At 46.8% G+C, this 21,195-nt stretch carries 17 protein-coding genes; 9 read left to right on the forward strand and 8 right to left on the reverse strand.

Annotated elements, in window-relative coordinates:
* Window positions 1-2 precede the first annotated feature (2 nt).
* Genes yajC through secF form a run of 3 tightly spaced genes read left to right on the forward strand, consistent with a single transcriptional unit; the run spans window position 3 to window position 3,265 of the window.
* Window positions 3-332 carry a preprotein translocase subunit YajC gene (yajC, locus tag FTU45_RS10570; protein WP_005098077.1) on the forward strand — a complete coding sequence of 110 codons (330 nt, stop codon included), beginning with the start codon at window positions 3-5 and terminating at the stop codon, window positions 330-332.
* Window positions 333-383: 51 nt separating this feature from the next.
* Window positions 384-2,282, forward strand: coding sequence for a protein translocase subunit SecD (gene secD, locus FTU45_RS10575; protein WP_005168609.1), 1,899 nt, complete (start codon window positions 384-386; stop codon window positions 2,280-2,282).
* An 8-nt stretch (window positions 2,283-2,290) separates the two neighbouring features.
* Complete coding sequence (gene secF / locus FTU45_RS10580) at window positions 2,291-3,265, forward strand: protein translocase subunit SecF (RefSeq protein WP_171255744.1); 975 nt, start codon at window positions 2,291-2,293, stop codon at window positions 3,263-3,265.
* Between the two features lie 47 nt (window positions 3,266-3,312).
* Here secF and FTU45_RS10585 read toward each other — a convergent pair whose 3' ends face one another.
* From FTU45_RS10585 to cysM, 5 genes are all read right to left on the reverse strand, one after another.
* Complete coding sequence (locus FTU45_RS10585) at window positions 3,313-3,966, reverse strand: hypothetical protein (protein ID WP_180076374.1); 654 nt, start codon at window positions 3,964-3,966, stop codon at window positions 3,313-3,315.
* 99 nt (window positions 3,967-4,065) lie between these two features.
* A complete protein-coding gene (locus tag FTU45_RS10590; RefSeq protein ID WP_100355758.1) occupies window positions 4,066-6,375 on the reverse strand; it encodes a bifunctional (p)ppGpp synthetase/guanosine-3',5'-bis(diphosphate) 3'-pyrophosphohydrolase in 2,310 nt (769 codons plus the stop codon).
* A 32-nt stretch (window positions 6,376-6,407) separates the two neighbouring features.
* On the reverse strand, window positions 6,408-7,796 hold the full coding sequence (gene rlmD / locus FTU45_RS10595; RefSeq protein WP_180076375.1) for a 23S rRNA (uracil(1939)-C(5))-methyltransferase RlmD: 1,389 nt from the start codon (window positions 7,794-7,796) through the stop codon (window positions 6,408-6,410).
* A 6-nt stretch (window positions 7,797-7,802) separates the two neighbouring features.
* Complete coding sequence (locus FTU45_RS10600; RefSeq protein WP_180076376.1) at window positions 7,803-8,621, reverse strand: 3'-5' exonuclease; 819 nt, start codon at window positions 8,619-8,621, stop codon at window positions 7,803-7,805.
* Window positions 8,622-8,639: 18 nt separating this feature from the next.
* Window positions 8,640-9,569, reverse strand: coding sequence for a cysteine synthase CysM (gene cysM, locus FTU45_RS10605; RefSeq protein WP_005168623.1), 930 nt, complete (start codon window positions 9,567-9,569; stop codon window positions 8,640-8,642).
* Window positions 9,570-9,935: 366 nt separating this feature from the next.
* Here cysM and FTU45_RS10610 point away from each other — a divergent pair, with 366 nt between their 5' ends.
* The 5 genes from FTU45_RS10610 (at window position 9,936) to rsfS (ending at window position 15,860) form a co-directional block, all read left to right on the forward strand.
* Window positions 9,936-12,743: an ATP-binding protein gene (locus tag FTU45_RS10610; RefSeq protein ID WP_159516643.1), complete on the forward strand. Its 2,808-nt coding sequence runs from the start codon at window positions 9,936-9,938 to the stop codon at window positions 12,741-12,743.
* 104 nt (window positions 12,744-12,847) lie between these two features.
* Complete coding sequence (locus FTU45_RS10615) at window positions 12,848-13,636, forward strand: crotonase/enoyl-CoA hydratase family protein (RefSeq protein WP_100329837.1); 789 nt, start codon at window positions 12,848-12,850, stop codon at window positions 13,634-13,636.
* Between the two features lie 36 nt (window positions 13,637-13,672).
* Window positions 13,673-14,542: an NAD(P)-dependent oxidoreductase gene (locus FTU45_RS10620; protein ID WP_005168630.1), complete on the forward strand. Its 870-nt coding sequence runs from the start codon at window positions 13,673-13,675 to the stop codon at window positions 14,540-14,542.
* Between the two features lie 40 nt (window positions 14,543-14,582).
* Window positions 14,583-15,371: a hydroxypyruvate isomerase family protein gene (locus FTU45_RS10625; protein ID WP_159138804.1), complete on the forward strand. Its 789-nt coding sequence runs from the start codon at window positions 14,583-14,585 to the stop codon at window positions 15,369-15,371.
* Window positions 15,372-15,452: 81 nt separating this feature from the next.
* Window positions 15,453-15,860, forward strand: coding sequence for a ribosome silencing factor (gene rsfS, locus FTU45_RS10630; RefSeq protein ID WP_005098092.1), 408 nt, complete (start codon window positions 15,453-15,455; stop codon window positions 15,858-15,860).
* 258 nt (window positions 15,861-16,118) lie between these two features.
* On the opposite strand, the gene FTU45_RS10635 is transcribed toward rsfS, so the two are convergent.
* From FTU45_RS10635 to FTU45_RS10645, 3 genes are read right to left on the reverse strand one after another with little or no spacing between them, the layout of a single operon-like run.
* Entirely contained in the window at window positions 16,119-17,564 is a 1,446-nt protein-coding gene (locus FTU45_RS10635; protein ID WP_180076377.1) for an NAD(P)(+) transhydrogenase (Re/Si-specific) subunit beta, read from the reverse strand.
* A 3-nt stretch (window positions 17,565-17,567) separates the two neighbouring features.
* Window positions 17,568-17,891: a proton-translocating transhydrogenase family protein gene (locus tag FTU45_RS10640; protein WP_004281642.1), complete on the reverse strand. Its 324-nt coding sequence runs from the start codon at window positions 17,889-17,891 to the stop codon at window positions 17,568-17,570.
* An 11-nt stretch (window positions 17,892-17,902) separates the two neighbouring features.
* On the reverse strand, window positions 17,903-19,030 hold the full coding sequence (locus FTU45_RS10645; protein ID WP_180076378.1) for a Re/Si-specific NAD(P)(+) transhydrogenase subunit alpha: 1,128 nt from the start codon (window positions 19,028-19,030) through the stop codon (window positions 17,903-17,905).
* Window positions 19,031-20,002: 972 nt separating this feature from the next.
* Here FTU45_RS10645 and FTU45_RS10650 point away from each other — a divergent pair.
* Window positions 20,003-21,190: an MFS transporter gene (locus FTU45_RS10650; RefSeq protein WP_180076379.1), complete on the forward strand. Its 1,188-nt coding sequence runs from the start codon at window positions 20,003-20,005 to the stop codon at window positions 21,188-21,190.
* Window positions 21,191-21,195: the final 5 nt, after the last annotated feature.

Raw genomic sequence — 21,195 nt, forward strand, 5'->3', positions numbered from 1 at the left:
TAATGAGCCTTTTTATTTCGACTGCTCACGCTGCAGGTGAAGCTGCACAACAACCCAGCATGATGGCGAACCTTTTGATGATTGCGGTTTTTATTGCAATCTTCTATTTTTTGATCTGGCGCCCTCAATCTAAACGTGCCAAAGAACATCGTGCTTTGGTTGAAAGCCTTGGTGTTGGCAGTGAAGTCGTTTTTGCAGGCGGATTAATGGGCAAAATCACCAAGATTGAAGGTGACTTCGCAGTGGTTGAATTGAACCGTGGCGTAGAAGTTAAAGTTCAGCGTGCGAGTGTGATTTCAGTCCTTCCTGAAGGCACTTTAAATAACCTTTAATCAAAAATAGTCGTGCCCTTGCACGACTTTTTCATTTTAAGAAGAAAATAAATGCGTTACCCAGCATGGAAATATGTACTGATTCTAGTTGTACTAGTCATCAGTACCTTATATGCCCTGCCAAGTTTGTATCCAGATGAACCTGCTGTACAGATTTCGGGTGCCAAAGCCGGTACTCAAATTGATGCAAGCATCGTACAAAAAGCAGAGCAAATTTTAACAACTGAAAATATTGCCACCCATGACAATAGCTTTAGCAACAATGCTGCCTTATTACGTGTAGATTCAAGTGAACTGCAACTTAAAGCCAAAGAAGCTTTACGTCGCGGATTAGGTGATGATTACGTGGTTGCATTGAACCTTGCCCCGACCACGCCGGAATGGCTGCAAAAAATTGGTGCCAAGCCAATGAAGCTGGGTCTGGATTTACGTGGCGGTGTTCACTTCTTACTCGAAGTGGACATGGACAAAGCGATTGCGCAGCGCATGGAAACCTCTGCGACAGACCTACGTCGTCAGTTGCGTGATAACAACCTGAAATTTAATAGCCTGAACTTAAGCAGCAACACCATTGTGGTGCAGTTTGCCAGCAATGATGATCGTGCTGCAGCGATGGACTTCTTGCGCCGTAATGGCAATGAGTTTACCCAGCAGGCTGTTGCGACTGATACCGGTTCGACTTTACGTTTGACTTATACTGATGTACGTAAGCAAGAAATCGAGTCTTATGCAGTCAACCAGAACTTGACCACGTTACGTAACCGTATTAACGAGTTAGGTGTGGCAGAAGCACTGGTGCAAACCCAGGGCAGCAACCGTATTGTGGTTGAATTGCCGGGTGTACAGGATACTGCAGAAGCAAAACGTGTCTTGGGTCGTACTGCGAACCTCGAGTTTCGTCTGGTTTCTGACCTGAATGATCAATACATTGATCCATATACCGGTCAGGCGACTGGCACATTGCCACCAGGTACAGAAGTATTCGCTTATGAATCCCTGGACAGTGGTCGTCAGCTGCTTTTGAACCGCAACCGGATCTTGACTGGTGAACGTGTTCAGAATGCATCTTCTGGCTTTAGTCAGGACACCGGCGGTGCTGAAGTCAACATTACGCTAGACAGCGCAGGCGGCAAACTGATGTCGGATGCGACCCGTAATGCGGTTGGCAAACGTATGGCGGTACTGTTCATCGAAAACAAACAGCGCATTAGCTATGTGGAAGACCCTGCGACCGGCACTCAAACTGAAGTTCGCACCCCATATACTGAATCTGTCGTGATTAATGCTGCAACTATTCAGGCAGTACTCGGCTCTCAGTTCCGTATTACTGGTCTGGATTCTCCGCAGGAAGCTGCTGAACTTGCCTTGATGCTACGTGCAGGTGCTTTGGCTGCACCAATGTACTTTGTCGAAGAACGTGTGATTGGTCCAAGTCTGGGTCAGGAAAACATCGACAAAGGGGTACTTTCAACGCAAATCGGCTTCATTCTGGTGGCGATCTGGATGGTGGTATTCTTCCGTCTGTTTGGTGTGATTGCCAACTTTGCTCTGGTCTTTAACCTGGCCATGCTTCTTACCGTCATGTCATGGATTGGGGCTTCTCTGACCCTTCCTGGGATTGCCGGTATCGTGATTACCATCGGTATGGCGGTCGATGCCAACGTACTGATCTGTGAACGAATACGGGAAGAGATGAAATGGGGCGCCTCGCCGAAACAGGCGATCGTGGCGGGTTATGATCGAGCCTATAACACCATTTTTGACTCGAACCTCACCACCTTCCTGGTTGCATTCATTCTGTTCGCGATTGGTACAGGTCCGATCAAAGGCTTTGCCGTGACCCTGATGATTGGTATCGTCTGCTCGATGTTTACTGCCATTACAGTAACCCGTGCCGTGGTACAGATCATTTATGGCAAAAAACGTAACTTGAAAAAGTTGAGCATTTAAGGAGATCGATGATGACTGAAAATACTCAACTGAATCAGAAACAGTATGGTCGCCCTGAAGACGAACGCGTCATTCCGTTTATGAAGATTGCTTTGCCTGCGGCATTGTTGTCTATCTTCTTAACGGTTGCGAGTCTGTTCTTTATTGCCACTAAAGGTCTGAACCTGGGTCTGGACTTTACCGGTGGTGTGGCAGCCGAGCTGAACTATACCAATCCGGTCAAACCGGAGGATGTTTCCAAGGCACTGAGCCAGGCTGGCTTCAACGATGCCGTGGTGCAGACTTTAGGTTCAGAACGCGACCTGATGGTACGTATGCCCGTTCAGGAAGACATTGAAGCTGAAGACCTGACCAAAGCGGTCACAGCAGCGGTTCAGCTGCCAAATAATGCGGCAGAGGTACCGAAGCTTGATGTGGTCGGCGGACAGGTGGGTAATGAGCTGTATGTCCGCTCTGGTGGCGCGGTGGCACTGGCACTCTTGCTGATGCTGGTCTATGTCACCATCCGCTTTGAGCTCAAACTGGCGATCGGTGCAGTACTGTCGCTATTCCATGACATCGTGGTGACCCTCGGGATTTTTGCCATGACGCAGTGGCCATTTGACCTGACGGTACTTGCGGCACTCCTTGCGATCATTGGTTTCTCACTGAACGATAATATCGTGGTCTCTGACCGTATCCGTGAGAACTTCCGTAAGATTCGGGGTGCAGAACCGCTTGAAGTGATTAACATTGCCCTGACCGAAACCTTACGCCGTACCATTCATACCTCTATGACGCTATTGCTGGTTGTTGTTGCAATGATGCTCATGGGTGGTGATGGCCTGAAATGGTTCTCGATTGCGATGTTTGTCGGCGTTTTTGTCGGTACCTACTCTTCAATCTATATCGGGACTGGATTTGCACTTTGGCGTGGTTTGAACCGTCAGGACTTTATCGTACAAGTCAAGCCAGAATTTGAAGACGAAAACCAGATTCCCTAATCTGATATTTCATTTTCATCGTTCAGCCCGTCCTAGGATGGGCTGAATTATTTCTGCTGTTTGAATGTTGAAGTAGCCGGCAGAATCGCAATCACTGGATGGATTTTTTCAATATCTGTTTTTTGGAAAATGACTTTCCGATTTTCATCCAGACTTTGAAATTCATAAGTATCTTGAGCTTCCCCCACCCCCTCCAAAATGAGCTGCAAGCCGTTGGCCAGATACACACAGCACATCCCAAAAACTGGCAACTCTTTATCACAAACCAGCCACCAGTCCGGTTTCAGACTGGGAAAATAATAGTGCTCTGCCACCTGAATCGCATAATGCTGTGCTTGCAGATGAAAAATATCCGGATTGAACGAAACCGTAGAATCTATGGGATTGAGTTTAAAGGCCTGCTGCTGTACCACCTGCATCTGAAATAAAGCGACCTGTTCTATAGCTGTAGCAAGTTCAATCTTCGGTTCGACCGTCTGATCCAGAATTAAATGAGCTAAGCCAAGTTGCTGTTCCAGTTCCCTTGCCACCTTCTCCCCGATCTGGCGTTTGCTATTCAGTAACTGCGCGATATAAGCAGCAGACAAGCCAAAATGCTCGCAGATCTCTTTGCCGGTTTTAAATTGCTGGGTGTCAATCAGCTGATCAATCACTTTTGTCAGATGATGTCGTCTTCGTTCAAATATTTCTGGCGCACTCATATCGGTCTGTTGATCTTTTTTTATCCATTTTATTCAAGTACCTTACAATAAAAAAGCCCACAATTGAATTGCAGGCTTTTTAAACTTACATAAAGGAAATTAAGTACCCTGTACCAGACGGCGGGCGCTGATAATACCCGGCTGCTGTTCAAGACGCGCCAGCAGTTTGGAAAGTTGCGCCAGGCCTTTAACTTCAATCAATAGCTTCATATTGGCAATACCGTCCGCTTCCGAAATAGTATTGACCTGACGGATATTGATCTGGTCCGAGAAAATCACCTGAGTCAAATCTTTCAGCAAACCACGTCGATCATAGGCTTCCACCACAATCTGTACGCTCTGGCCACGTGTTGGCTGCATTTCCCAGTCGGCTTCTACCGCACGTTCAGGCTCTTGGGTGATCATGCGCACATAGTCCGGACAAGCCACCTTATGAATGCTTACCCCACGATTCAGGGTGATATAGCCAGCGATCGACTCACCATGCACCGGTTGGCAACATTGCGCGACATGCAGCTCTACGTTATCCAGCCCGTCAATCAGAATACCGTGCGCTGACAGCGTATGACTGGCACGCGGATTCAGCGCTGGCTTCAGCACCAGCTCAGGTTCATCCTGATCCAGATGCATATGACGATTCACCTGATTAATCAAGGCATGCAGGCTGATATCACCATTGACCAGATTCACCAGAATGTCATCACCGGTTTTGACATTAAAATGATTGCAATAATCACTCAAATCGATTGATTTTGGATGAATCGCCAGACGTGACAATTCTTTATTCAGCACTTCACGGCCGACTTCCAGGTTTTTACTGCGGTCCTGTTGACGGAACCAGTGGCGCAACTTGTCGCGCGCACGTGCAGTCTTGATATAACCCAGAGAGTTAACCAGCCAGTCCCGATTCGGCTCACGGTCTTTTTTAGTCAGAATCTCGACCTGTTCCCCGGTTTTCAGGGTATAGGTCAGTGGCACATAGCGCTGATTGACACGCGCGGCATAGCATTTGTTACCAACTTCGGTATGCACATGATAAGCAAAGTCGAGCACAGTTGAATCACGCGGCAACTCTTTGATATCACCATCACGACTAAACACATAAATTTTTTCGAAGCCTTCGAAGTCTTGAATATGTTCGAAGTTTTCGATTTCATCTTCTGCTTCTTTATGTGCACTGGACTCATTGCGTTCCTGATAATGCTCGAGAACTGCGCGTAAGGAATGCAAACGATGGTTAAAAGAATGATCGGTGGTTTTCGAGCCTTCTTTATAATTAAAGTGCGAACACACCCCCAGCTCTGCTTCTTCATGCATGCTGTAAGTACGAATCTGCACTTCAAGTGATTTGTTCTCGGCAATTACAGCCGTATGCAGGGAACGATAGCCATTGGCTTTTGGATTGGTAATATAGTCATCAAACTGATGCGGAATATGTCGCCAGATCTGATGTACAATCCCTAAACTGTGGTAACACTCCGGTACGCTCTTGACCAATACCCTTAAGGCACGAATATCATAGAGCTGGTCAAAACTCAGGCTCTTGCTTTTCATTTTTCGATAAATCGAATAAATGTGCTTCACCCGGCCATTAATTTCAGCTTCGATGCCATGCTCAGCCAATTCATTGCGTAATTTATCAATCACAAACTGAATATACTGTTCACGCTCCAGACGCTTTTCATTCAGTAAGGACGCAATTTCTTTATAACGTTCCGGGGCAAGATAACGGAAAGCCAGATCTTCTAGCTCCCACTTTAACTGGGCAATACCTAAACGGTGTGCCAATGGCGAGTAAATGGTCAGAATTTCTCGGGCCACCCGTTCCTGACGCTCACGCGAGGAATTGGCCAGCTCACGCAAGGCATAGGTACGTTCGGCTAGCTTGACCAAAACAACACGTACATCTTCAGTGACCGAGATCAGCATTTTGTAAATGCCAGACAGATGTTCACGCTGGTTATTATTGAAATGATCTTCCAGGCGTTTATTTTTTTCGATCAGCTCAGACAGCTTACCCATAGCAAGCGTACCTTTGACCAGACTATGCACCTGTTCGCCGAACTGTTCCAGTACTTCACTGAGTGGCATGACGCCTTCACGAACAGCACGATACAGCATGGCTGCGGACAAAGTATCTTCATCGACATGCAGATGCGCCAGAATATCCGCCATCTCAATACCGGTATAAAAGGTATTGGAGCGGTGCTGAACCGTACTTTGCAGCTCTCTTTCTAATGTTAAGTGGGCGACTTCTTCGAGCTGCGTTAAAGGTGCGCCATCTAATATGCCACGAACCCGATCCAACCATTCAGTCAGATCCTGGTGTGCTTGTTCGGCATGTTCTACAGTCGTCTCCTGTGACAACTCATTGAGTCGTCCAGGGAGTTGCTCACGTACTGTGACCATACCCGTCTCCTACTTTTAAAAACATCATTTCTTTAATCGTTTATTTGATTTTCTTTTTCGAACAATGCGATTGATTCAACATGTCCAGTATGTGTAAACATATCCATCACGCCCGCTTGGGTGAGACGATAGCCCTGTTGTACCAAGAGTCCTGCATCTCTGGCGAGTGTCGCAGGATTACATGACACATAAACGATTCTTTTAGCTCCAAACTGAGGGATATAATGCATGACTTCTTCTGCCCCGGCACGTGGCGGGTCGATTAATAATGCATCAAAACCTTGATTTGCCCAAGTGTGGTGCGAGAAATCTTTGGTTAAATCTTGTGAATAGAACGCTATTTGTGCAATACCATTGTTTTTGGCATTTTCCGCACCACGTCGAACCATTTCATCACTTCCCTCGACCGCAATCACCTGACCCGACGCACCAACACAGCGCGCCAACGGCAAAGAAAAGTTTCCTAATCCACAAAACAGATCCAGAACCCGTTCACCCTGTTGTAGCTGAAGCAAATCACATGCCAATCGTACCATTTGCGGATTGATGCTTGAATTTACCTGGGTAAAGTCCAGAGGATTAAAGCCGAATTTCACATCAAAGTCATCAAGACCATAGTGTAAGCGTGCAGATGCTTCTGGATCATCTATCCGCGAAAGTGTTTCTTTGCCGGCAGGCTGCACATACAGTTGCCAGCCTTTCTGTAACGTAAATTCGCGCAATTGGTTGACATCAGCCACTGATAATTTTGCAGTTTCACGCACCAGTAAGGCAATATCCTGATCCCCCATGGCCAATTCTATATGACCAATGTCAGCCTTGCCATTGAGACTTTGCAGCAATTGTTTAAGGCTTGTAAGCGATCCAAATTCACGATCCAGAATCATGCAGCGATCAATCGAGGTTAATTTATTGCTTTGATTCTCACGAAAACCCACCACCAATGTGTCTTTAGCCGGCAGATAACGCACTCCGATCCGGGCTTTACGGCGATAATCTTCACGCTCGGAACGTAGCGGTGCAAGCCACTGCACAGGCTGGATGCCAGCAAAATGCTGTAAATGCGATTTCAGCACATTCTGTTTTAGTTCAATCTGTGCATCGGCTGCGATATGCTGCATATTACAGCCGCCACAGACCCCAAAATGTGCACAGATCGGCTTGACGCGAATTTCGGAAGCTTCGCTGAGTAATTCAAGACTGTCAGCTTCTTCCAGTTTTTTAACTTCACGGGTAATGCGAGCACGCACGGTTTCACCGGGCAAGGCATAACGGATAAAGACTTTCTTGCCGTGTTTATGCGGTGGATGATCCGGGTGTGAACCATAATGAGCGATGCCACGTCCCTCATGCGAAAGTGACTCAACCTGAAAAATGTACTCGGGTTGCTGGGTAGGACGTGTGTGTGCTCGATGCTTCATGAAAACCTAGGATGTGGGAGTTGGAAAATCAAAACGGGTAAAGTCAGTTCTTTGTGACGTTTCACGCCAAACCGATAAAAAGTCCGCATGCTGCGGTTGGGTATGCAAATATTGAATCGTACTGTGCAGCAAATGCTGATAATCCGGCAATAACAGCTGTCCTTTTAACAACAGCCAGCGGATATAGACCAGCCAAGTATTCAGCACATCGCCTTCACAATAAGAGGTCAGTTCGGTCCATTGCTGATTGCGGACATATTCAGAAACCCGATAGGCCCCGTCACCGCGTTTACCCGGATAACCCAGCAAATGTGCAACATCGTCCAGCTTCTGGAAATGACGCGCATGGAACATGGCCATCACATCCATTAAGTCGACATGACGATGATGGTAACGATTCTGGTAGTTATTATAACGCTTTTGCGTGTCAATTTCGCCCTGATCGAATAGACTCGGTGCAGAGAGTCCATGATACATGGCACGGTATAAAATCACCGGTAAATCAAACTGTGAACCATTCCAGCTGACCAGCGTCGGATGACGCTTATCAAAAATCGATAAGAATTTTCTTAAAATTTCCGCTTCAGAATGCTGTTCCCGGCTAAAAGAAAACAGCTTCATGCCCTGCTCATCGATCCATAAACCGGAAATACAGACAATTTCATGCAAGGGCGGACGCTGAAAATCAGAGCCTGAATCCTGACGGCGCAGTTTGGTCAGGGCCTGATCCAGATCTGCTTCAGGCAAGTCCAGACCAAATAAATGCGCGCCTGATTTGAGATCGGTTTGGGTTTCAATATCGAAAGTTAAAACAGGCAGGCGCATAACACAGTGCTCAAATAATTATTCAGAATCTTGCACAGAGAATAACCCTGTAGACAAGTAACGGTCACCACGGTCACAAATAATACACACAATGACGGCATCCGGATGTTCTTCCGCCAGCTTTATGGAAGCCCACACCGCACCACCAGACGAAGTACCAGCACTGATGCCTTCTTTCTGCGCCAGCTTGCGCATGGTTTTTTCAGCTTCAATTTGTGGAATATCAATAATACGATCCACGCGACTGCGGTCAAAAATGGTCGGCAGATATTCTTCCGGCCAGCGACGGATTCCGGCAATGCTTGAACCATCAGATGGCTGTAAACCCACGATCTGAATCTCCGGATTCATTTCCTTCAGATATTTCGAGACACCCATAATAGTGCCGGTTGTACCCATAGAACTGACAAAGTGGGTAATCTTGCCACCGGTTTGCTGCCAGATTTCAGGACCTGTAGTCAGATAATGTGCTTCGACATTATCCGGATTGCCAAACTGATTCAGTACCAGACCCACGCCATCATTTTGCATTTGAGCGGCCAGATCACGTGCACCTTCCATGCCTTGTTCTTTGGTGACTTCAATCAGCTCGGCACCATAAGCACGCATCGCATCCTTACGTTCCTGACTCATATTGTTCGGCATGATCAGCTTCATTTTATAGCCACGCATCGCTGCGACCATCGCCAATGCAATCCCCGTATTTCCGCTCGTTGCTTCAATCAGGGTATCACCCGGCTTGATCTGTCCACGCTTCTCGGCCTGCATGATCATATTATAGGCCGGACGGTCTTTGACCGATCCTGCCGGATTATTGCCTTCGAGTTTCGCGAGTACTGTAGCTTGAGTGTGACTTGCCAGACGCTGTAAACGCACCAGTGGCGTTTTGCCGACATAGTGGTCTAACAAAAATTCATCTGCTTGAAAATCGGGGGTGGTATTACTCATTGTGTGCACCTATATCGAGGTGCGGCTATTGTATGAAAAAATGCTTTTCCCTGCATCCATTTAGCACTGCTTTTTCAGGAAACTCTCTAAAACGGACTCAGTATCCCGCTATAAACTTCATTTTCCTGTGATTTAGCAAGATCAAGCAGCTCAGCTGTGAATATAAAAGCGTTATTTTCAGCCCCAGATTTTCAGACGACTGAAGTCTTCATCGCCCGCTTTTCACTGTATTTCAACAATCATTTAACTGAAATCTCTTGTATTTTTAAAGGTTGATCTGAACCCTTATAAAAATAATGCTTAAATTTTAACTGTCGATTTAAAGCATGCTAATATGCCAGACATAAAGAAAATACTGCTTAAATCATGTCAACGATCAATAAAAAGCTGTTTAAACGCCTACACTTAAATCACGCCTATGGACAGTTGATTGCGCTGATTTTTGTGCCGATTACTATTTTGGCCTGTGTTGGCGCGATGCTGGTGTTGACTGAAACCTCGAATGCCGCACGTGCCCAGCAAAAGCAGATGGCGATTGCCATTATGACGCGTTTTCAAGGCACGTCTGAGTATGCACTGGATATTTTAAGCCTGTATCCCTGGCAATATGATCAGGCCCACAATGCCATGCAGAATATGCTCAATGAAAAGCATCTGGTTCGGGCAGCCATTCTGGATGACAGTGGCAAGAATCGTTTAGGTATCGGCTTTCAGGAACAGGCCGCTTGGCCCGATTTTGATAAAAGCGGTAACTTTATTGGCCCGATTCTGCATAAAGACAATCATATTTATGCCATTAAAGTGAATGAAAACAGTTTTTCTAAAGGCTGGCTGGCAATTGAACTGGATAATCAGCCGCTGGAAATTGCCCGCTACCGGGTCTTGATCGTGTTGATTGCGACCGGTCTGTTGACCTTATTGCTGTTATTACTCTGTCTGAATTTCTACTCACGGCGCTGGATTGCACCGATGTATGAAATTCGCATGCAGCTGCAACGCCTGAATGCCGACACCCTGGGTCAGCATATGGTGATTAACAGCACTGGAGAACTGCGTTTATTGCAGCGTGATATCGCCAATGTGGTGAAACGTCTGCATTTCAGCTTTCTGGAACTGCGCGAACATACCGAACAGACCGAAGATGATTTACGCCGTACTCTGGACACGTTGGAAGTCCAGAATATTACCTACCGTCAGGCACGTGACCAGGCAATCTCGGCCAATCAGGCCAAGTCGGTATTTCTGGCCAACATTTCCCATGAGCTACGTACCCCGCTAAACAGTATTGATGGCTTTATTCATCTGCTCTTGCGTCAGGGCAATCTCAGCAATGAGCAAAGCTTATATTTGCAGACCATTCGTAAATCTTCGGCGCATTTGCTGGCACTGATTAATGATGTACTGGACTTTTCCAAAATTGATGCCGGCAAACTGGAACTGGAAACAGCAGCTTTTGATCTGGAAGAAGCCATTTTTGATGTGATGGACATGCTCTCGCCACTGGCCGCGCAAAAACATATTGATATGGCCTTCTACTACGCAGATAGCGTACCGAAACATGTGATTGGCGATGCGCTACGCTTTAAGCAGATTCTGACCAACCTGATTTCCAATGCGATCAAATTCACGCCGGATGGCGAAATCATCGTGCGGGCACGTATGGAACATGAGGGGATCGATCGATGTGTCTTGCATTTTAGTGTACAGGACAGCGGCATTGGCCTGAGTGGTACCGATCGTAAAAAATTATTCGAGTCTTTCTCACAGGGCGATACCTCGGTCACCCGTCAGTTTGGCGGTACAGGACTGGGGCTGGCCATTTCCAAACAGCTGGTCAGCCTGATGCATGGCCAGATTGGTTTTGAAGATAATCAGGAACGTGCCCCAACCGAAAAAGGCTCGACCTTCTGGTTTACTGCGCAGTTCCTGGTCGATGAAGATACTGTAATTGAACATCCAGATTTCAATGAATTGACGGTGGTGTCTTATCTGGCCCATCCGGCAACCGCGAACGTCTTGCGTCATTATCTGGAAAATTATCAGGTCAAGCATATTGAATGCGCATCGATTCTGGATCTGTTTAGCCGCCTGAATCATCTACAGAATTCTGAAAACACCTGGCTCATCGTCGATCATAGTGGCGACAGCGAAGTCCTGTTACGCGAGATCCGCTCGCGTTATCAGGGTCATTTGGCCGTATATGGTTATCAGATGCAACTCGATCCAAGCATGCTGAACGACCATCGTGCCCGTGCTCTGCATCAGCCACTCAGCCGCAGTGCCTTGATTCAGCTGCTGGGCAATCAACCGGTCTTCGATCAGGAACAGCATGAAGACTTTAATGGTCAGGGTCTGCATATTCTGGCCGTCGATGATCATTTGCCCAACCTGATTGTTCTGGAAGCATTACTCGCTGAACTGAATGTCACCACCAGCAAAGCCCTGAGCGGACAGGAAGCGATTGATATCATCCAGCGCCGTTATGAGCAGAAACAGCCAGCTTTTGATCTGGTCTTTATGGATATTCAGATGCCGGTGATGTCGGGAATTGATACCACACGTGCGATTCGCTCACTGGAATCGACCTTTGAAAACCATAACCGACTGCCGATTATTGCCCTGACTGCACATGCGCTGTCAGATGAAAAACATAAGCTGCTGCAAAATGGCATGGATGATTATGTCACCAAGCCGATCCAGATCGAGCAGATTGTGCAGATTCTGACCCACTGGACCACCGAACATTTTAAACGGCTTCCAGTGCTGGAACGCGCCCATGTGATTGATGCACTGGATCCGAATATTCTGGACTGGCAGCAAAGCCTGCAACTGGCAGCCAATAAGGAAGATCTGGCAGTAGACCTGTTGCGCATGCTGGTCGACAGTTTTGCCGATGAACTCACTGAAATGCAGCAGTTAATTGAACTGGAAGATTTCCCGCAACTGGAACATGTCTTGCATCGTTTATATGGTGCAACCCGCTATGTCGGCGCACCGACTTTACAGAAAGTCACGGGCGGATTCGAACAGTTCGTTTCAACCCTGCGCAAAGAACGTCGCAAGGCCGACGAAAACTTTGTTCAAGACGTGCTGAAACATTTTGATGAACTTAAAGCCGTGGTCGAACAAGTTGAACAGGCCGCCCAGCAAATTCTGAAACAACATTTGAATTAAAACTTGAAGCTGCTCAGTCCGTGACTTAGAAAGTATGACTGAGCTGTCATGTAAGCTCACGGGCCGCATGTTATGCTCGGCTCAGGAAAATAAGGAAGAATGCCATGTCACTCGTGCGCTTGGAAAAAAATAACGGCATTGCCACAGTTACACTGAATCGCCCGGATAAACGCAATGCCATGAGCTTTGCCCTGCTGCGTGAACTGGTTGCGACTGCGCAGAAAATCAAAAAAGATAAAAGTATCCGTTGCGTCATTTTAACCGGTGAAGCGCAGGTGTTTAGTGCCGGCATTGATCTGGCCGATTTAAATAATCCTAAAAATCGTGCCTATGCGGCCTGGGAGTTAATCCGTCCGGGTCAGAGCCTGTTCCAGAAAGCCTTTCTGGTCTGGCAGGAATTACCGGTGCCGGTGATCGCTGCGATGCAGGGCTTCTGTTTTGGCGCTGGTATGCAGCTTGCTCTGGCCGCAGATATCCGTATTGCACATCCTGATACCAAAATGTCGATTATGGAAACCCGTTGGGGACTGGTACCAGATATGGGACTCAGCCGTTCGCTGAAAGGCCTGATTGGGATTGATCTGGCCAAAGAGCTGACCTTGACTGCCCGGATTTTTGACGGTGCCTATGCCAAAGAGATTGGTCTGGTTACCCATGTGGATCAAGAACCACTGGCACGCGCACAAGCATTGGCTGAGGAAATGCTGCAACGCTCTCCGGATGCCCTGATGGCCTCTAAGTTTGTACTGGATGCCATGCAGCATCGCCCAAATAAATCTTTACGTATGGAAAAAATCTGGCAGCTCAAATTATTGCTAGGTAAAAACAGTCAGCTGGCTCGCAAAAAGGACAAGAATCCGGAAGTCCAGTTCGTGCCACGCCAATATAACTAAATCGAGTTAGAGTCCAAGCAAGGAATAAGAAAAAGCATGCAGTTAAATCGCGATACTAAGATTGCCTTTTTGGGTATGGGCCTGATGGGACGCCGGATGGCGACCCGTCTACTACAGGCAGGTTTTCAGGTCGCGGTATGGAACCGTACCTCGGCGGCTTGCCATCCCTTAATCGACTTGGGTGCAACTGCGCTGTCTTTGAATCAGATTGCGGATTATCCAGTGATTTTGACTTGCTTGGCAGATGATCAGGCGGTGCAATCGGTCTTTGAGCAGATCGTGCCGTATTTGGTTGCCGATCAAATCATTGTGGATTTTTCCAGCCTTTCGGTGCAGCAAACCCACGCGCTTGCAGCACAAGCACAGACCAGACAGGTGAACTGGATTGACTCCCCAGTTTCAGGCGGTACCGCAGGTGCTGAACAAGGCAGTCTGGTGATTTTTGCCGGTGGTGATGCCACAATGATTGAACATCTTGACCCAATTTATGCAGCACTTTCACAGCGCGTTACCCGTATGGGCGACACCGGTACTGGTCAGGCGACCAAAATTTGTAATCAGCTCATTGTCGCAGCCAATAGTACCCTGATCGCGGAAGCAGTGGCATTGGCGGGCCTTGCAGGTGTAGATACACGCCTACTGGCACCTGCCTTGGCGGGTGGTTTTGCCGATTCCAAACCTTTCCAGATTCTGGCGCCACGTATGGCCACACAAACTTTCGAACCGGTGCAATGGAAAGTGCAGACCTTATCTAAAGATCTGAACAATGCCGTGCAACTGGCCCAAAGCTTTGACCTGGATGTTCCGGTCGCGACTCAGGCCTTATCACAGCTGCAAATCCATCAGGCCCAGGGCTTTGCCGAGGCCGATCTGGCCACTGTGATTCAACAGCTCAAGCACGCATAATTTTTACTTTTGTAATACCCTGAATGTATAAGGAAAATACATGATTAAACTTGCCGTTAACCTGTCGATGATTTTTACCGAAGTGCCACTCATCGAACGCTTCGCGCTGGCTCGAGCACAGGGCTTTAATCATGTCGAAATCCAGTTTCCTTATGAATTGACGATTGGCCAGATTCAAAATCAGCTCAGCATCCATCAACTGAACTTATGCCTGATTAATGTGCCTGCCGGTGATTTAATGCAGGGCGGCCATGGCCTGGCCGGTATCCCGGGGCGGGAAATCGAGTTCCGTCATGCTGTTGAACAAGCTATCCAGTATGCCACGGCCTTAAATGTACCTCGGGTCAATATTCTGGCCGGCAAACAGCCTCTGGATTGTGACCTGTTGCCCTGCCTGAATACGCTGGCAAGTAATCTGAAAATAGCCTGTTCAATGCTGCTCGAGCATCAAATTGAACCGGTCTTTGAAATGGTCAATGGCACCGATATGCCACGTTTTTTGATTCAAAATGTTGCACAAGCTCAGGAAATGCTGGAAGCGGTCAATCATCCGGCCTTAAAAATGCAGTATGACTGCTATCACATGGCGATGATGGGCGAAGATGTACTGGAAAATTTAAAAGAAAATATTCACCTGATTGGTCATATCCAGTTTGCGGATTGTCCGGGACGACATCAACCCAATACGGCGTCTATTCAATATCATGATATATTTCAGTGGTTAAAACATAGTCAATATCAAGCTTATGTCGCTGCCGAATATAAGCCGATGCAGCATTCCAATGACTCCTTTGTCTGGAAAGCTGAGTTCTTTCCGGAGCATGACTGAGTGGACTGCGGCTTCATTTGAAATTCAGCACTAAAACCGCTATATTAGACCATGCATAATTGTTAGGAAATTACACACCCCATGAATTTAGAACCATCGCCCAGCGCTTCTAATTCTCACGATCTTACTATGAATTCAAATTCTCAAGCTGTACAGGACTGCTTAAAAGTCGTACATGCTGCACTTGAAGATGTAAAAGCAAAAGAAATTGTTGAGCTTGATGTCAGCGGTATCAGTAATGTGGCTGATGCTATGGTCATTGCAAGCGGCACATCGACACGTCATATCAAATCACTGGCCAATAACGTTGCTGAAGAAGCACGTAAAGCTGGCTTCCGTCCGCTTGGTATTGAAGGCGAACGTGATGCTGAATGGATCCTCATCGACCTCGGTTATGTAGTGGTTCATTGTATGCTTCCAACAGCGCGTAAATTCTATGATCTAGAAAGCTTATGGCGCAATCCTGCAGATACAAACTCTGTAGCGTAAAATCGAATATTCAAAAAAGCGACCTGTGTAGGTCGCTTTTTTATTGCCTGTTCATCGGACTTTATAAGCGTTAATACAACTCAAGCTACAGCTATTTTTCTTTAATTTTCATCTTGTCTTATGCACCGATTTGATGGGTATTTTAGGATAAATTCATCATAAACATAGACGTTCGATGACCGCTCAATCATCTTTTTTCCAAAATATAAAATAAAAAATCCCCCTTTATTAAAGGGGGACTTAGGGGGATTTAAATGATTAGTGACCCGTCCCATTAATCGCTTTGGTCATATCTTCCACCACTTTCTTGGCATCACCGAAGATCATCATGGTCTTGTCGTTATAGAACAAGTCATTGTCCAGACCTGCATAACCGGTCGCCATTGAACGTTTGATTACCATAATAGTACGTGCTTTATGCGCTTCCAGAATCGGCATGCCATAAATCGGCGATGTTGGATCATCTTTGGCTGCTGGGTTGACAACGTCGTTTGCACCAATCACCAGCACCACATCCGTTGCCGGGAAGTCAGAGTTGATCTCATCCATCTCTAAAATATCTTCATACGGCACATCAGCTTCAGCCAGCAATACGTTCATATGACCTGGCATACGACCTGCCACCGGATGAATTGCAAAACGTACGGTTACGCCCTGCTCTTTTAAGATGTTCGCAAGTTCTTTGACCGCATTCTGTGCACGACCTTGCGCCATTCCATAACCCGGTACAATCACCACGCTGTCCGCATTTGACATGAGGAAGCCCGCATCATCTGCTGAACCAGAACGGTGGTTACGTTGTACCTGCTCACCCGCACCTGCTGTCGGCGCAGCTGTACCGCCCATTGCGCCACCAAACAGAACGTTGATGATTGAACGGTTCATGGCTTTACACATGATATAAGACAGAATCGCACCTGAAGAACCGACCAGTGAACCTGCCACAATCAGCATGTTGTTTTCAAGCGTGAAACCAATCCCGGCTGCAGCCCAACCAGAGAATGAGTTGAGTAGCGAGACCACCACCGGCATATCACCACCGCCGACAGGTGCAATCCATACCCAGCCAAAGACCAGTGCAAGTGCTGTCATTGCCCAGAATGCGGTCATATTCCCTGTTGAGAAGAACATGAAACCAAACACCAACATGGCAATAAAGATGATGGCCTGAACAGGTTTTACCCATGCGCCAGAAATGGTTTTTGCCCATTTCTTCGCAGCCAGTTTTCCATAAGCAAAGACTGATGCTGTAAAGGTAATTGCACCGACAAAACAACCCACGAACAGTTCAAATAAATGAACACGGCTCATTTCATGGAAATTGACACCATTGGCCGCCAAAAGGTCTGGATCGAGTTCAATCAGTTTGTTGTTATGAATAATTGCAGCAATCGCAATCAAGACCGCAGCCAGACCCACCAATGAGTGCATCAGCGCCACAGTTTCTGGCATTTGGGTCATAGGGACAGTACGCGCACGGGCAATACCCACCACCGCACCTGCTACCATTGCGCCCACAATCATCCACACCACAGGATTATCTGCAACAAAGAAGGTGGTCAATACTGCAATCGCCATGGCGATCATACCGTAACGGTTACCTTGAATTGCAGTTTTAGGACCTGATAAACCACGTAGCGTCAGGATAAAAAGAACGGCACCAATCAGGTAGAACCAATCCGCATATTCTCGAATCATTTCCATGGATTAACCCTCTTTTTTCTTTTGCTTAGGTTTAAACATTTCCAGCATACGTGCAGTCACGGCAAAGCCACCGAAAATATTGATACTGGCCAGGAACACCGCGATTGCACCCAGCACGCTCACCACGTTAATGGTCTGGAAATCCACGCTGCCTTCAACGCCGATCACCGGCAGACCAACGGTCTGGATCATCGCACCGACAATAATGATCGATGACAAGGCATTGGTGACCGCCATCAACGGCGTATGCAATGCTGGCGTTACCCCCCACACCACGTAGTAACCTACGAAAATGGCAAGGACAAAAATCGTAATTGTTTCAACCATGAGTCTTCTCCTTAACCACGTTTCAGCAGCACTTGGCCGGCATGAGTGACAAGTAGGGCTTTTTGAATTTCTTCTTCTTGATTCAGTACAAAATTTTTATCTGCATCAAATAGTGTTTCAACGAAGTTAAATACGTTGCGAGCGTATAAAGCAGAGGCTTCAGTCGATACAGTCGAAGGAATATTGGGAATACCCAAAATTTTGACGCCGTTGTCGGTATGCACAGTTTCACCGCATTTCGAACCTTCAACGTTACCGCCCGATTCCACTGCCATATCTAAAATGACTGAACCCGGTTTCATTTTCGCAACTGTTTCAGCACGGATTAAACGCGGTGCATCACGGCCGGGTAAAAGCGCTGTGGTAATCACAATGTCAGCATTTGATACGGCTTTATCCACAATGGCAGCCTGATCGCGGATGTATTCCTCACCTGGCATCCAGCCATAACCATTCTTGGCCGCATCCGCCGCTTTTTGCTGCTCTTCGGCAGACATCGGCACGTCCAGCCATTTACCGCCCAATGATTCCACTTGGTCTTTTGCTGTTGGACGCAAGTCTGTGGCTTCCACAATAGCGCCTAAGCGTTTTGCAGTGGCAATGGCTTGCAGACCCGCGACCCCGACGCCCATGATCACCACACGGGCCGGTTTGACCGTCCCCGCAGCCGTCATTAGCATCGGGAACATGCGCTGGTATTCAGCCGCAGCCAAAAGCACCGATTTGTATCCTGCAAGGTTGGCTTGAGAAGACAAGACATCCATGTTCTGCGCACGAGACAAGGTCCGTGGCAAAAGTTCCAATGCAAATGCAGACACGTTCTGTGCCGCAAATTGGTCAAGCTCAGTATTACGGTAAGGATCAAACATCGCCACGATGGCGGTGTTCGGATTGAGTTTTTGAATTTCCTCACCTTTCGGTGCACGAACTTTTAAAATCAATTGACTGCCGGTGTAGGCATCATCCGTAATTTTGGCACCAACTTGTTCATAGGCGCTATCGATATAGGCAGCTTTAAGCCCTGCACTACGTTCGATAATCACGCTATGTCCTGCGCTGATCAATTTCTTTACTGTCTCTGGCGTCGCAGCGACGCGATTTTCACCGACAACAGTTTCGGCTGGAATTCCGATCTGCATGAGCGTTCCTCAAGCTAATTTTTCTTAAGTAAACATCGCTTAAACGATGCTTCCCCTCAGGATGTGTTCTTGTTGAATTTTTGGATTCTAATCAAACTGTTTGAAATTACTACCTACTATTTATTTAATAAATGCCTATATATTGAACTGATGATTCATAAAAATGTTGCTGTACTGGTGCATGGCTTACATACGCCAAATATTTATATTTGATTATTTTATAAACGATATTCATTTACCTGAATGAAAACCTGAAAATGCGCTCGGCTGATAAGCCGCCTACTTGAGATTTTTTTTGTTACATTGATCTTTCTGACCAAAATTCCTGTTTTGGTTCTTTATGCTACCCGTTTCTGAATAGGTCTCTCTGCTAAGGACAGCGGCACTTTAGCTCTCCAAGTTTTCTAAATTTGACTTTATTGACAAATAAAGAACTTATTCCAGATAAGCTATCTGATCTGTAAAGTAATACCTTTTATTCAATTTAGTTATGATTTAACACCCATCAGGCTGAGGTTGAATTGATGGATGTGACACAACGAGATCTGTGGGTCTAAAGGTCACTTATCTCTAAAATGATCAGACCAAGAGGAACAAAAATCTTGCTGACCATTTATTATATTAATGTCATAAACCGAATAAGTGACTAAAATAAAGTTTATGCACCATATCTGCGCATAAAATGAGAGCCATTATTTAATTTTTTTCATTTTCAGGGGATTTTCCGTTCTTTCTTTGTCCTATGCGTTGTAATAAAGCCAGCTATTGATCAAAAATCTGGCAACCTGATCATTCCTGACTGGTTTTCTAATTCAAGTCTTGTGTAGTCCTTGCGATCTAAGATCTTTTCATTGAGTCATTGTAATATTTTTCTACTTTTAAAGCCTAAAGTTCTCACTTATAGTGCCTTTCATTCCTGCATCAATGCGCTGCTTGTTTTAAATTCTCCTCGGCTTAGATAAGGTTGCTGCTATGAACACGCCCCTCGATATCAGTCAAAACAAGCCCTTATTATGGCTGATGGCGATTGCCTGTGGTTTATGTGCCGGCGCCAACTATTATTGCCAGCCACTGATTTCATCGATTCAGCAATATTATCAGGTGCCGGAATCACAAGTGGCACTCACCGTTACCTTTGCTCAAATCTCTTATGCATTAGGCCTGCTGTTTATTGTACCTTTGGGCGATATGCTGAATAAAACCAAGCTGATTCCCTTTCTCATGCTGGGTGCAGCTGCAGGTTTATTTATTTGTGCCAGTGCGATAAACCTGCCGATGCTGTGGGTTGGCACCATCATTGCCGGACTGTTTTCCGTGGCTGCACAGATTCTGATTCCCTTGGCCACCATGGCAGTCAAACCGGAAAAAACTGGAGAAGTAGTGGGTTTCCTGATGAGCGGCTTGCTGGTCGGTATTCTGCTCTCGACCAGTATTGCGGGATTATTGTCCGACCTGTTTCACTGGAAAATGATCTATATCGTCAGTGGCATCAGCATGCTGGCTTTAAGTTTTTATCTGCGAGGAAAATTACCGAGTCTGCCACGCCTAAGAATCAGCTATGCAGCGATTTTCAAATCTATGGCGAGCTTATTAACACATGAACCACGACTGGTCTTGCGCTCTCTTACCGGTGCCTGTGCTTTTGCCGCCATGAGCATGCTGTTCTCGACCATTGCCCTGCTGCTGACCCAAGAACCTTTCCAGCTTTCTGATGTCATGGTCGGTCTGGTGACACTGGTTGGTGTCTTTGGCGCATTGTCGACTCAATTCATTGGCAAATGGGCCGATCGGGGCCATATCAAAACCTTGAGCTGGATTGGCTGTTCGATCCTGATTGGGAGCTGGCTGTTCCTATATTTTGGTGCGGTATCGCTGCTGAGCTATATTCTGGGCTATGGACTGATTAATCTGGGGTTGGCGATTACGCATAGCTGTAATCAGAATGTGATTTTCCGCCTGCGCCCGGATGCCAAATCACGGGTCAATTCACTGTATATGACCCTGTATTTTATTGGCGGTGCCTGTGGTTCAGCCTTAGGGGTTTATGCCTGGCATCATGGGGGCTGGAGCATGACCTGTATGGCAGGACTCGGGCTGGCCCTAGGCGCTACCCTATTCGCCTTACTGGATCAATGGCATCACGCCCGGACAGCAGCCTAGATGCT

It is taken from the genome of Acinetobacter sp. YH12106 (assembly GCF_013418995.1).
GTDB lineage: Bacteria > Pseudomonadota > Gammaproteobacteria > Pseudomonadales > Moraxellaceae > Acinetobacter > Acinetobacter pseudolwoffii.